Below are 13,158 nucleotides of genomic sequence, written 5' to 3'. Positions count from 1 at the left end.
ATTTACTGCACTTACCTTATAATTTTAAATTTTATAAAGAACGAAAGATTTCTTATAATGAACAAAAAAGCCAGTATACAGGGGAGAATTCAGCACAATGATTGGAAGAATAATTCGTTTATACCGCAGAAGAAAAGGCTACTCTATTAATCAGCTAGCAGTTGAAGCAGGTGTCTCTAAATCTTATTTAAGCAAGATAGAACGGGGGGTTCACTCAAATCCGTCCATCCAATTTCTGAAAAAAGTATCCGCCACCCTGCAGGTCGATCTGACGGAGCTTTTTGATGCCGAAACGATGCTGCATCACATGGGAGGCACGGAAGATGAGTGGCGCATCCACCTTGTGCAGGCCGTGCAGTCGGGCATGCCGAAAGAAGAACTGTTCACCTTTACGAACAAACTGACTGAAAAACGCTCGGAGCCCGCACCCTACCGCAACAGAAAACTGACTGAATCCAACATTGAGGAATGGAAAGCGCTGATGCAGGAAGCCAAAGAACTCGGCTTGTCCGTTCAGGAAGTCAGATCATTTTTAGAACGGAAGCGTTACTGATGATATGCTGATGAAAAGGCTTTTATTCGCTTCATGTCTTCATCTCTGTTTATAATGAAAAGAAAAAAGGGGATGAAATGATGACAAAACTTACCGTTCAAACCCGCTCCGGCGCACTGAAAGGAACTGCCGGCCGCGGCGTCCGCACATGGAAGGGAATACCGTACGCGAAGCCGCCCGTCGGAGAGCTCAGATTTAAAGCGCCGGAGCCGCCCGCACCTTGGGACGGCGTAAAACATGCCGACTCGTTCGGGCCGATTTGTCCGCAGCCGGATGATATGCTGTCTATATCGTTTTCCGGAGATATACCGGCTCAATCTGAAGATTGCCTTTACCTCAATGTTTTCGCCCCCGATTCAGAGGGCGAAAAAAAGCCTGTCATGGTATGGATACACGGCGGGGCATTTTATTTAGGTGCCGGAAGCGAACCGCTTTACGACGGATCTGCCCTTGCCGCTGACGGAGATGTCATTGTAGTGACACTCAATTACAGGCTCGGACCGTTAGGCTTTTTACATTTGTCTTCTATTCATGACGCGTATTCCGCCAATATCGGGCTGCTCGATCAGATCGCCGCGCTGCGCTGGGTGAGGGACAATATCTCCGAATTTGGAGGAGACCCGGATAACGTCACGATATTTGGTGAATCGGCAGGCGGCATGAGCATCGCCTCCCTTATGGCAATGCCTGACGCAAAAGGCCTGTTTCATAAAGCCATTTTAGAAAGCGGCGCCTCTCATACGATCCCGGCGGACATGGCAAAAGACATCGCGACGGCATTTATTCATGAAGCCGGCACTGATCAATTGCAGGAGCTTTCCGTTAATGACCTGCTTAAGACTGCGGATAAAGTGCGGCGCTCACTAGATCAAAACATTTTTCAGCTTTTGTTTCAGCCCGCCATCGATCCGGCCACATTGCCTGCGGAACCGGTGAAAGCCATAGCAGACGGGGCCGCAGAAGGCATACCTATGATCATCGGAACCAATCGTGATGAAGCATATTTGTTTTTCACCCCTGATACAGACATTCATTCCGAGAAAAAACAGCAAGATTATTTGCATTATCACCTCGGAGAGAACTGCACCGAGCAAGCGGCAGATTTATATCCGCATTCATTAAAGGGACAAATCGATATGATGACGGATCTGATTTTCTGGCGGCCGGCTGTCGCTTTCGCACAAGGACAGTCGCAGCACGCACCGGTCTGGATGTACCGCTTTGATTGGCATGGCGAAACACCGCCGTTTCATAAAGCCGTTCACGCTCTGGAATTGCCGTTTGTGTTCGGAAACTTTGATTCTTTGAGAAAGACGCTGCAAGAACCGCTCGGTGATGACGCAGAACAGCTTTCCAAACAAATCCAATCCGCATGGCTCGCTTTTGCAAAAACCGGAAACCCGAACACCTCTCACTTCAATTGGCCTGAATATGAAACCGATTCACGCGAAACTTTGCTTTTCAACACGGATACCGCTGTCGAAAGTGATCCCGATTCAGCAAAACGCCGCATCCTGTTTCAAGCATAAAAAACGCCAAGGGAGCCGGCTCCCTTGGCGTTTCGTTTTCATCTCACTTCAGACATCAGTCAGTTTCGCAGTATATCCATTTCCACATTAACCCTGATATGTTATATTCTAACCCAATACGTTAACAAACATTCATAAAGGAGTTTTTATATGGAGAAATCAAGTATTATCGGCACAGCTGCCGTTATAATCGGGGCGCTTATGACCTTAATTTCATTTATCTTCCTGCGCGACACTGATTTCTATGCCGTGAGGTGGATAGGGGTTGTTATCATGGTTGCAGGGTTTTCATGCGGGCCGGCCCACACCATTTCAAAACATAAAAACAAACATGAAAAAGAAACCCGGTAACCTTTCCTGGGTTTCTTTCATACACTTCATGTCATCTCACTTCATAATGCAACTCCGCAAATTGCTTATAGCGCCTGACATCAGTCAGCTTCAGCCCTGTCTCCCGGTCTCCGGGTTTGAACAAAGAAATTCCGCGGCCGAGCAGAACGGGGGCGATCTGAATGATAAACTCATCGACAAGTTTTTCCTCCAAAACCGGGTGCAGCAGATCACTCCCGCCGACAATCCAAATCCGCTTGCCTTCTCGGCGTTTCAATGCTTTTATAAAATCGGCAGGCTCTTCATGAATAAACCGCACATGTTCAGTACACCCGGTCAATGTCCGCGAAAACACATAGCATTCTTTACCTTTGTACGGAAATTCCTCAGGCAATAAAACCAATATTTCCTCGTATGTTTTTCTGCCCATGATGATCGTATCGACAGATTCATAGAAAGCTTCATAATCGGTGCCGTCTTCACCTTCAGTTCCGATTAACCAATCTAAAGAATGATTTTCCCGCGCAAGATAGCCATCTGCGCTGACAGCTCCGTAAAAAACGAGCTTTCTTTGACCGCTCATAAAAATCCCTCCCCTTTTTTATTATACCTTGAACATGCTGATGAAATGAAAAATGATAGAATCGGGTAAAAACCTCCGTTACCGGGTTTTCGTTTCTCTCTGCTTTGGAGATGCTGTTAATATGCCGTCTATCCATCTTCCGGTAATCGGCATAAAGAAATGAAGGATGATCCCTCCTAAACAAACGGTTAATAACGTTCCGATGCCTACCGGACCTTTTAGCATCACGGCCAGTATGAAAAATATGAAGTAAATGACCGTTCTTGAAAAAAAGATGCTTCTCCCGGTTAAATCGCGGACAATTAGCGTTAACCGATCAACCGGGATCGGGGCGAAATTTGTGTGCAGATAGGTTGCGGTTCCTATCCCTATCACAACTAAACCGATTGCAAAACAGCCCGCTTTTCCGTACCACAGTTCAGGCGTTATGACTCGATGCAGAAAAAAAAGCCACATATCAATCCCGATTCCCGTTATAAACGCCGTAATCATCCCTGAAAATTCCGGCCTTTGCCTTTTTAACATTGAATTACAGCAAATGAACAGGAAAGCGATGATGATTTCCCAGCTTCCCACGGTAAGCCCTGCATGGACGGACAATCCCACAATAAGCGCATCAAAAGGCGACGTTCCAAGATCTGATTGAATCGTGACAGAAATACCAAAGGTCAAGATCATGATTCCTAAAACATAAAAAACATATTTCACCTTATCGTCCTCATTTTCTTATTTTATGTTGCAAATACAACAAAAATACGTTATGTTTACTATACGGTATTTTCGTTGCAAACACAACAAAAAATCAGCTGATATGATAAATGAAGAAAGGAGCTGTATGACCATGAGTATTCAATTAAAAAAGTGCAGCCTTAACGATATAACAGAGCTCCGGGAGATAAGCATTGAAACATTCAATGATACATTTAAGGATCAAAATTCACCAGAAAATATGAAAGCTTATTTGGAAAATGCATTCCGCTCTGAACAGCTGAAAAAGGAATTATCCAATCTGTCTTCTCAATTCTATTTTGTTTATTATCATGATGACCTTGCGGGGTATGTAAAAGTCAACATGAACGAAGCACAGTCAGAAAAAATGGGTGAAGATTCTCTTGAGATTGAGAGAATTTATATAAGAAAAAACCATCAGAAACACGGACTTGGCAAATATCTGCTGAATGAAGCGATGAAAATCGCAACAGCACACAATAAAAGGAACATCTGGCTGGGCGTATGGGAAAAAAACGAAAATGCAATCGCCTTTTATCAAAAAATGGGATTTGTCCAAACCGGAGAACACTCTTTTTATATGGGGGATGATAAACAAGTCGACATTATCATGACCAAAACCCTGTCGTAAAAGAATACAAAAAAACCCGGCCAAGCTGCCGGGTTTTTTCTCTTATTTTAATTTTCCCGCACGGATATCATCGGTCATTCCTTCGTACGGCGCTTCTGAAATCAGTGTTTCGTTATTGATTCCCGCATTGTTGAGATACGTAATATCCGCAAACTCGGGAACGACATATTTCGGGTATGTTTCATATTTCTCACGTGACTCTTTCATCACGTCAATGTAATCATTTTGGTAGCACACCGTGATTTCCGGATGCTCATGCACCCATTTCGGGAAGAAAATAATTCCGTGCATCCGTTTTTCATTCGGCATAAAGTTTAAGGAAACGTCTGTGCCTGTCGGTTCAGTCCATGACACTTTGTATACGCCTTCTGTCAGCTTGACGATATTCACTTCCTGGTCGCGCACCCAGCGGCCGCCTACCATTCCGCTATGAATCCGATAGTCGATCGTATGATCATTTTTAATATAGATTTCATACTCCCAGCCGTTTTCATACGTGTAAATCATATGGCTTCCGATAAAGTTTTCCATGTTGACTCACTCTCCATATTATTATTGAACTTCATAAATATCTAACCGAATGTCATCCGGCAATCTGACCGCAGCCCCGATAAACAGCCGGTCCTGCAGATGCTGATATGCCTCACTGCTTGTTTCAAACACAGGCACATTGCGGAAATACACGTGCTCGGGATCAATGATGCGGTTCACTGACTCATAAATGACTTTTTTAAAGAAGGTTCATTCAAGGACGTATCACCTCCCGAGACATTATGTTTATTTAAACATGTAACTATTTACACGTTTAATTGTAACGCTGTTAAAATGGACTGTCAAATAATGAGCTGTTTCTGATTATGTTTTCCAATGTTCAATGAAAAAAGACAAGGGCGGCAAATGCCGAACCCTTGTCTTTTTCGTTTACTATATGTTCATACCAGACGAGCGTCTTCTTAGTAATCACAATCTTTATCTCTGCATTCTTTCTTACTTACAGCGTCTATTGAGTGCCCCATGATCTTGTCATTGGCCTTATCATAAATACCATCGAATTTATTCGATGTATCATCGTTGTAATAGCCAAATACCTCTATCCCGCCCATTGGATCTATCTCGTATTTATCTTTCTATGTAACGTTATGTATGCCTTCATAATTCGCTTTGATAAATTTCTCCATTCGTTCCTGAGCAATCTTTATCTCTTCAGCCTGAACATTTTTATCATTCATACTCTTCATTATAAAACCTCCGGCTGCTATTAAGATAATGAAGATAATAATATATTTTTTCACAGAATCATCCGTTCCATGAGTTATGATGAAGCTCGCGGACTAGAAAAAATGGTCGGTGACATCCGGTGCATTTAGGCGTCTTAAGATTTTTCTTCCGTGTCCACAGAGGATCATATAAGCGGCATTCCAGAGTACTTCTTTATTCCAGCGTCTTTTTTAGTATTCACATTCTTTTTCCTGACATTCGGGTTTTTCTTCCGCATCGACTGACGAAACTCCTATTTCATCATTCGTTTTGTCATAAAGTCCGAAAAATTCTTTTTCCTTATTACCATTCAAGTACCCCTTCACGGAAATACCACCCATAGGATTTATTTTATAATCGTTAATGTATGTAATTTGCTTTATATTTTTGTAATTAGCTTTTATATAGCTTTCCATTTTATCTTTCGCTTGGATAAAAAGTTCTTGTTCTGCTTCTTTTTTATCATGTTGGTACTTCATGTAGATACTTCCTGACGCTATAGTTATTACAAATATCAGGACAATCATGTATTTCTTCACAGACTCATCCTTTCTTAGATTAAATTTACATTAACCTCAGAGTGTTGTACATGTCTAAAAAACATCAATGTATCAAATATCAGTGATCGAGATTACTTTTATATAAGCGTTAGTTAGACTAGCCTAAAGGGTGTGTGAACTTCTAAAAAAGTTTATAGTCAGATCTAGATTTAATGAAGGAGAAGGGAATTCAAAGCTAGAAGGAATTGGCTGATTTAGTTGGTTCAACTGAGGTTACGATAAGCAGATTTAAAACAAATACAAGATATGATAACACAACACTATTCATTATTAACAGGATTAAAAAATGCACCTATGAAAAATTTGTTTTATGTCCAGGAGATTAGAGGAAGAGCAATACAACAAAATTAGCCCAGCTCGATTGAGCGGGCTAATTTATCTTGTACAAAGCTTATCTTTACATTCTTCTTTTGGTTCGGCATCAACCGTATATGACAATATTTCTTTATTGCCTGGGTCATATAGACCTTCAAACTCTTTTTTTCCATTAGTATAACCCTTAACACTAATACCGCCCATTGGGTTAATATAGTAATCCTCAGAAAAATGGATATCTTTCACATTTTTATAGTTCGTTGTTAAAAACTTTTTCATATGATTCTGGGCTTCTTCGAATAACGCAATCTCTTTTTCCTTTCGATCATACTGATGCTTCATAAAAAGTCCCCCAACTGCTATAATTATTAAAATAAGGATAATTATGTACTTTTTCTTTTTCATTTGGAAATCAACCCTTTCCTGTCTCATTTTACAAAAATAAGGAGGCGTTGTATATGAATTACAAGATTAAAGTTCCAAAAATAACAGATAAAACTTATTATACGCTAAGTCAGGAATCTTACAACCGCGAAAGATTAGCTGATAAATTGAAAACGGGGAAACCGATACAAACAGACCAAAAAACTTATTGGTACGTTGAAAAAATAAAAACGGACGAAGATACCGGATTAGACGCGGTTGTACTATCACAAGGGGAAAAAACACAAGATGGTAAATGGATAAAATCAAAAAACCCCGAAAACGTGGTCGTCGCCTTTGCGGGAACCGATATCGGAAAAGACCCGATCAATGACGGCGTAAAAGCGGACGGCGGCAATATTGTTTTCGGAAATGATCCGAAAACAGAAGTACATTATATTGTAAAAAAAGACGCAAAGGATACGTCGAAAACACTTGGAACCTATCACGGAACGCCCTCTCAAGACGCCATGCTCACAACCGGAAAGTATAAGCTGATAACGAAAACATCGCAAATCGATCAAGCCGATCAGCTGGTACGCGGCGTAAAGAAAAAGTATGCCGGAACGTCAACGATTATTTCAACAACCGGCCATTCACTCGGCGGCGCTGAGGCCGAATACAGCGCGGTGAATAATGATGTGTACGCCGTCGCGTTTAACAGTCCTTCCGTCGTGAAACTGCACGATGAGGAAACACAGAAAGACATCAACAGCGGCATTTACGATCCTTACATCCGGTCAATTATCAATCCGGACGACATGGTCGGGGCGGGTTATTGGAACGAATATGACCGCCACAACGGGACAACGATTTATACGAAAAACCCCTCGCTCTCACAGTTCAGCCGAAAGCAGCGGCTTGATGGGAACTTAAACGAGCAGATCAGCAAGAATCTCGCTTATTTCTTCACTACCGTCATTCTGAGAAATCCGGATACACACGGCTTAAACGAAGCAAATTTCGTGTTCGACAGAAACGGCACTATCGCAAATCCGAACGGAGATGAGTTAGTCTTCGATAAAAACCTCGGCGCTCTTCTGCCGGCCGGTGCGATCGGAAGCGCAGATACAATAAAAGTAACGCCGAAAAACGCAAAGAAGCTGGCTGAAAAGGTGCAGGCTATGACTGAAGATTTGCGAACGATGAAAAAAGAAGCGCAAAACGCCTATCAGGAGCACGATGAAAAAATCGCCGAGCTGAAAACAGAATTTTACGGCCAAGTCGGACACGGCTTGTTTGATCAGCTTCAAGCACAGGACGTGACCAATACCATTGAAGATATTGCGCAATCCTACGATAAAGGCCCGATTTTTTATGACACTCAGGCTGAGCAGGCGTTTATTGATTCCTTGCAGGCGGCGATTACGGACCTTGAAGAGATTGGCGGATTCTTACATAAAATAGCGGATGAATTTCAGGAAAAAGACCAGATGCTCGCAAACTGGTTAAGATGATAGAGGTGGATACATAATGCCGACATTAGACGAACTTTTAGAACACAAGGACGACCCGATGAAGAAAAGGCTGCAGCGGCAGATGCTGAAAACCGTCATGACACAGGCAGCGGGGATAAAACTGGAGACAGTCCGCCGAACGCTGAAACCGACATTCGAAATGGATACGTTGAAAGATGAATTATATGAAGTGTATTCAGCACTCTTGAACAGCTTTGAAGGCAAGGCGCAAAAAGCTCTCGCACAGCGGATCAGTGAAAGTGCGCGGCTGATTGCCGGAACCGAACATAACAGAGACACATTCGTTAACAGTTTCAAAACAAGATAAAATAAAAAAACCTCGCAGATTTATCATCTGCGAGGTTTTTCCTATCGTCTTAACTGAGACGCGCTCGGAGGGATTCGAACCCCCGACAGACGTGGTACCGGAAACCACCGCTCTATCCAACTGAGCTACGAGCGCACGTTTTTTCAATCAGATACCTTTATATTATAATAAAGAAACGCACAGAAAGCAACTCTTTTTTGATAATGCACAACAGGATTATGCAGCGTCCTCATGCAGCATAATCCTGCATCACTAAGAAAAAGACGTTGATTCAACGGCTAATGGATTTCACAAGGAGGCACTCTATGAAACGATTTATATTTCAAGTTGTTTAATCAATTTAGCTGGATTGCCCCCAACTACAACATTATCTGGTACATTTTTAGTAACTACAGCACCTGCAGCGATAACTGCATTATTACCTATCGTTACTCCGGGATATATGACTGAACTTCCTCCAACCCATACATTATTCCCGAAAGTAATAGGCTTTCCATATTCTAATCCCGTATTGCGGTCAGTCGGAAGAAGCGGGTGTGTAGCTGTATAGATTTGGACACCGGGCCCAAGCATACAATTATCTCCGAACCGCACTTCACATATATCTAATATGGTGCAATCAAAATTTGCGAAAAAGTTTTCGCCTACAAAAGTGTTATATCCATAATCAAACCTGATATTTGGTTCCATATATACGTTTTCTCCTGTTGAACCAAGTAACTCCCGCAATAAATTAGTCCGTTTATCGGCTTCAGTTTCTAAAGTCTGATTATACATTCTAACCAGCCGTCTTGCGTTTTCTCTGTCTTTTGCTAATTCAGAGTCAGACGGGTTATATAATTCCCCGGCTAACATCTTCTCTTTTTCTTTTATCATTACTATTTTCTCCTCTTATGTGTTATTACAGGCAGTTATGCAGGGGTGCCGCGTGAATCGCTCCTTTTACAGAAGCGGCGGTGATGTTCACTTATCTGTTCGCACAGCGTCTCCTTTGATATGACATCAATTCAAAGGCATCCCCCGCACCGGCTGTGTCGGAAACAGCGGCTTTCAAGCCTTTATCTTCATATGACTCGCCATTTTTTAAATAAACCGCCGCACCTTCGCCTCCTTTTGTCAGTACAACGACGTTGATACGGCCGGTAAAAAGCGAAGCAACTGCTTCTCGCTCGTCATCGATACTGGTGATAAACCGCCGCACCTCATCAGAGGCTTTCATGATATCCGCAAGGGGAAAAACGTTAGAAGCGTCTCTCGGGCAGCTTGATTCATCAGACCGTAAAGGGAGCCTGATATTAGGGTCAAAACTGATCATCCCGCCGATTTTTTTGAAAGTCTTCGATCACTTTGATATGCGCTTGCTTCATCGGACTTTTAACCAAGTCTTTCGAACAGATCTCCTTGATGAAACCATTTCTGCTTTACCTCTTCCGGTGAAAGCGCAAATCAGCAGCATTCTTCCGATAAAAATGAAAGCTTCTTTCCCCCGGCCTTATCTACGAAGACAAAAGCCAATCCGGTTTCGCCTTCATCGCTTCGAATGAAATAAGAAACATCTGCGCCATTTTCCTCAAGGACACCAACGGTAATCCCCGAAATGATCATTGGCGATTTTCGTCAGCATGACGGCACGCGCGCCGGCGGCATCGCGCTCAAAGGATGTGACATCTTGCAAAGCCTTTTTTTGGAATGGAATAAAATCAATCAGTATTTCACCGATGCAAAATATTTTTTTCAAGTGACTCCTTTTCCTTCCATATGTCTTTTAGAGTCCAATAGGTGAATTCTTCAACCCTCACAGCGCCTTTCTCAGAAAACAGCTCAATCCCCAATCTGCCTTCATTCGGATAGATACGGCTTGTCATCGTTGTTTCTCCATGATTTGCGAATACTTCAATCGAGGATCTGTCAATAAAGATACGCAGCGCCAGCTTGCCGTTTGTATCCGTCTGCACCCTTCTCACACCGTCTTTCGCTTTCCCCATCTTGGTGCAATCAAGTGTCAGCTTTTTATCCGTTAGATTGTATGTCAGCACAAGTTCTTCTTCGTCAAGGCCGCGAATCTTAAAACCTGCCGTTTCGGCATCGGAATCGTTTACATCAAACACGACTCGGACTTCAAGCAGGTCTTCCGACGTCTTTGCCAAGTAACTCCCTGAAAGCGATCGTCCGGCACATTCCCGATATTCCGTTTTCCGCAGCTGCTTGGTTTCTTTCACGGGATTCATCAAAAGTTTATGATCATCACGCAAAGTCAGTTCTCGCGGCAAAGTCAGTGCACCGCACCACCCGTCCGCTTTTGTCGGCATCTCAGATTCCCACATATCCATCCAGCCGATAGCAATTCTGCGTCCTTTATCATCTAATAATGTTTGCACGGCGTAAAAGTCATGGCCGTGATCCAGTTCTTTAAAAGCGCCGTGTGTAAATTTGTTTGTTTCATCATGATAGTCACCGATTAAATAACCGGTTTGATGTAAATTTTGATAGGAATCGCCGTCCGCCTCGATCCCCTGTGGCGAAATCAGCAGGACATGCTTGCCGCCTAATTCAAAGAAATCAGGACATTCCCACATATAGCCGAGATGACCGTCACTTTGGGCGAGAACCCCCGCGTATTCCCAATCACGCAAATCAGGTGAACGGTATAAAACGACCCGTCCGACGTTTTCTTTTGAAGAGTTGCCGATGACCATATACCAAACATCGCGATGCTTCCATACTTTCGGATCGCGGAAATGACGGGCGCTGTCTTCCGGCGGTTCCGCAATAACGGGGTTTTCCTGAAGCTTTTCAAACACGGTTCCATCTTGGCTGACAGCGATATTTTGAGTTTGATAGAATAGGTCTTTCTCTTGATCAATTATATTATGTCCCGTATAGATGAGGGCTAATCTTCCATGATCATCGACCGCGCTTCCCGAAAAACAGCCGCTTTGGTCGAATTCATCGCCCGGAGCTAAGGCAACCGGCATGTGCTCCCAATGAATGAGATCTTTACTTTTTACATGTCCCCAATGCATCGGTCCCCAATGCTCATCATACGGATGATGCTGAAAAAAGACGTGGTATTCTCCTTTAAACTGAATAAGCCCGTTCGGATCATTGATCCAATTCGCCCGGGGCATAATATGGTACCCTAATCGATAACGAGTGTTCATCTTTTCCTCCGCTTTTTTCAAAGCTTCCTCTGCCTGTTGGATTCTATCCATTTGTGACATCCTCTCTATATCTGTTTTTTCGAAAAGGTTGAGTATACAGAACGCCTTTCTTTGAATCTAACAAAGTAAAAATTGAAATGATTGTGAAACATAGAGCCAGGGTTCCCATGAAAAGATATGTGTGACGGAAACCTATACTGTCGTATAAACCACCCGCAATCGGGGAGAAAATCGATGTGCCTACTTGAGATGCAAATTGAAAGCCGACAAGGTAAAGAACTGATGAAAGACGTGTATCAAAATTCGCGGCTAAATACTTGAAAATCGCAATCAGCATGATTGGCAATTCTAAAGCATGAATAAGTTTCATTGATGAAATTCCGAACGGTCCGATGACAATTCCAGACCCAATAATACGGAATGACATCAAAAGTCCCGCGAGTATCAAGCTTTTTTTAGGACCGAGTCTATTAACAATAAATGGGGCCAAAAACAACATGCCCGCTTCAATAAATACTTGAAATGAGTTTAAATATCCGAATATTTGATTCCCCATAGCTGGAGAGGGAAATAAAGAAGCGTAGTAAATCGGGAATTGCTGATCATAGACGCCGTACACGCATGCCACCCCGATTACGTACAACATTAAAAACCAAAAGTCTTTTAATAGAAAGAGTCCTCCTACGTCTTTTAACCGGATCGAATCCGCTCTTTCCTTATCATCATCCGTCATTTCAATTTTTATGGACATAATAATGACCACCAATATGACTGCTGAAAGGGACGCAATCCAGAAATTGATATTCGGATTGATATTGAACAGCTGTCCTGCAAAAAAAGTTGCTGCTGCCCATCCGAGTGAACCCCACATCCTTGTCTTGCCGTATTCGAACTGGTATTTTCGGCTGACCTTTTCAATATAAGTTTCAATAGCGCCAACTCCAGCAAGAAAAGCAGTTCCTAGATAAATACCGCCGACAATGGCGCCAAGGAAGACATCATATTGTAAAAGCGGTCCGTAGATAAAGATATAAAACGGCCCGGTAAAAACGATAAGTACACTAATCATAAATAATATGTTTTTCTTCAGCCCAAGTTTATCAGAGATAAAGCCGTATAAAGGCTGCATACACAAAGTAAAGATAGCGTTTACAGAAAAGATAATCCCAGTCGCCGATCCATTCAATTTGACTTCCTGTCCCAACCATATCGCAAACAAAGAGTAGCTGGAAGACCATGTGAAAAAGAAAAAGAAAAGATAAGCGCTCAGTTTCCAATACAGACTTTTTGAGCCTTTCATTT

General features: G+C 42.6%; 17 protein-coding genes, 1 tRNA gene and 1 pseudogene. 6 read left to right on the top strand and 13 right to left on the bottom strand.

The features are described from left to right. The first annotated feature begins 97 nt into the window (after nt 1-97). The 3 genes from slrR (at nt 98) to OQ477_RS14465 (ending at nt 2,433) form a co-directional block, all read left to right on the top strand. Entirely contained in the window at nt 98-553 is a 456-nt protein-coding gene (slrR, locus tag OQ477_RS14475) for an HTH-type transcriptional regulator SlrR (protein ID WP_025285321.1), read from the top strand. Between the two features lie 80 nt (nt 554-633). After that, a complete protein-coding gene (locus OQ477_RS14470; protein WP_265972912.1) occupies nt 634-2,082 on the top strand; it encodes a carboxylesterase/lipase family protein in 1,449 nt (482 codons plus the stop codon). 150 nt (nt 2,083-2,232) lie between these two features. Continuing rightward, nucleotides 2,233-2,433, top strand: a complete 201-nt coding sequence (locus OQ477_RS14465; RefSeq protein ID WP_265972911.1) for a hypothetical protein — start codon at nt 2,233-2,235, stop codon at nt 2,431-2,433. A gap of 31 nt (nt 2,434-2,464) precedes the next feature. Here the strand turns inward: OQ477_RS14465 and OQ477_RS14460 are convergent, their stop codons facing one another. Further along, nucleotides 2,465-2,995 (bottom strand): dihydrofolate reductase family protein, encoded by a 531-nt coding sequence (locus OQ477_RS14460; RefSeq protein ID WP_044801876.1) that lies wholly within the window; start codon nt 2,993-2,995, stop codon nt 2,465-2,467. Nucleotides 2,996-3,073: 78 nt separating this feature from the next. Then, entirely contained in the window at nt 3,074-3,703 is a 630-nt protein-coding gene (locus OQ477_RS14455; protein ID WP_265972908.1) for a YczE/YyaS/YitT family protein, read from the bottom strand. A 133-nt stretch (nt 3,704-3,836) separates the two neighbouring features. Between OQ477_RS14455 and OQ477_RS14450 the strand changes: the two genes are divergently transcribed. Then, nucleotides 3,837-4,355: a GNAT family N-acetyltransferase gene (locus tag OQ477_RS14450; protein WP_265972906.1), complete on the top strand. Its 519-nt coding sequence runs from the start codon at nt 3,837-3,839 to the stop codon at nt 4,353-4,355. Between the two features lie 42 nt (nt 4,356-4,397). On the opposite strand, the gene OQ477_RS14445 is transcribed toward OQ477_RS14450, so the two are convergent. From OQ477_RS14445 to OQ477_RS14430, 5 genes and pseudogenes are all read right to left on the bottom strand, one after another. Then, nucleotides 4,398-4,886 carry a phenolic acid decarboxylase gene (locus OQ477_RS14445; RefSeq protein WP_014305882.1) on the bottom strand — a complete coding sequence of 163 codons (489 nt, stop codon included), beginning with the start codon at nt 4,884-4,886 and terminating at the stop codon, nt 4,398-4,400. 21 nt (nt 4,887-4,907) lie between these two features. Next, the gene (locus OQ477_RS14440) at nt 4,908-5,066 is read right to left on the bottom strand and encodes a DUF3237 family protein (RefSeq protein ID WP_265972904.1); all 159 of its coding nucleotides are present in this window, start codon (nt 5,064-5,066) and stop codon (nt 4,908-4,910) included. 242 nt (nt 5,067-5,308) lie between these two features. Beyond that, a pseudogene (locus tag OQ477_RS20935) lies at nt 5,309-5,593 on the bottom strand (DUF1433 domain-containing protein). 210 nt (nt 5,594-5,803) lie between these two features. After that, entirely contained in the window at nt 5,804-6,091 is a 288-nt protein-coding gene (locus OQ477_RS14435; protein WP_265972903.1) for a DUF1433 domain-containing protein, read from the bottom strand. A 456-nt stretch (nt 6,092-6,547) separates the two neighbouring features. Continuing rightward, nucleotides 6,548-6,892 (bottom strand): DUF1433 domain-containing protein, encoded by a 345-nt coding sequence (locus OQ477_RS14430; RefSeq protein ID WP_060674026.1) that lies wholly within the window; start codon nt 6,890-6,892, stop codon nt 6,548-6,550. A 53-nt stretch (nt 6,893-6,945) separates the two neighbouring features. Between OQ477_RS14430 and OQ477_RS14425 the strand changes: the two genes are divergently transcribed. Together OQ477_RS14425 and OQ477_RS14420 are read left to right on the top strand one after the other, a co-directional pair. Continuing rightward, complete coding sequence (locus OQ477_RS14425) at nt 6,946-8,367, top strand: lipase (RefSeq protein WP_265972901.1); 1,422 nt, start codon at nt 6,946-6,948, stop codon at nt 8,365-8,367. Nucleotides 8,368-8,383: 16 nt separating this feature from the next. Then, entirely contained in the window at nt 8,384-8,695 is a 312-nt protein-coding gene (locus tag OQ477_RS14420; protein ID WP_265972900.1) for a hypothetical protein, read from the top strand. A 59-nt stretch (nt 8,696-8,754) separates the two neighbouring features. Here the strand turns inward: OQ477_RS14420 and OQ477_RS14415 are convergent. The 6 genes from OQ477_RS14415 to OQ477_RS14390 form a co-directional block, all read right to left on the bottom strand. After that, nucleotides 8,755-8,830: transfer RNA gene (locus OQ477_RS14415), tRNA-Arg, on the bottom strand. A 180-nt stretch (nt 8,831-9,010) separates the two neighbouring features. After that, nucleotides 9,011-9,571 (bottom strand): sugar O-acetyltransferase, encoded by a 561-nt coding sequence (locus tag OQ477_RS14410; RefSeq protein WP_265972899.1) that lies wholly within the window; start codon nt 9,569-9,571, stop codon nt 9,011-9,013. A 91-nt stretch (nt 9,572-9,662) separates the two neighbouring features. Further along, a complete protein-coding gene (locus OQ477_RS14405) occupies nt 9,663-10,010 on the bottom strand; it encodes a PfkB family carbohydrate kinase (protein ID WP_265972897.1) in 348 nt (115 codons plus the stop codon). A 255-nt stretch (nt 10,011-10,265) separates the two neighbouring features. Further along, complete coding sequence (locus tag OQ477_RS14400) at nt 10,266-10,433, bottom strand: hypothetical protein (RefSeq protein WP_265972895.1); 168 nt, start codon at nt 10,431-10,433, stop codon at nt 10,266-10,268. After that, entirely contained in the window at nt 10,408-11,907 is a 1,500-nt protein-coding gene (locus OQ477_RS14395; RefSeq protein ID WP_265972893.1) for a glycoside hydrolase family 32 protein, read from the bottom strand. The genes OQ477_RS14400 and OQ477_RS14395 overlap by 26 nt, the downstream gene beginning before the upstream one ends. Further along, nucleotides 11,900-13,156 (bottom strand): MFS transporter, encoded by a 1,257-nt coding sequence (locus OQ477_RS14390; RefSeq protein WP_265972891.1) that lies wholly within the window; start codon nt 13,154-13,156, stop codon nt 11,900-11,902. Before OQ477_RS14390 ends, OQ477_RS14395 begins: the two co-directional genes overlap by 8 nt. Nucleotides 13,157-13,158: the final 2 nt, after the last annotated feature.

The sequence above is a fragment of the Bacillus sp. ChL18 genome, from assembly GCF_026241425.1.
Taxonomy (GTDB): Bacteria; Bacillota; Bacilli; order Bacillales; family Bacillaceae; genus Bacillus; species Bacillus velezensis.
Note: the sequence above shows the minus strand (reverse complement) of the source record. Positions and strands in the feature narration are given on the sequence as shown.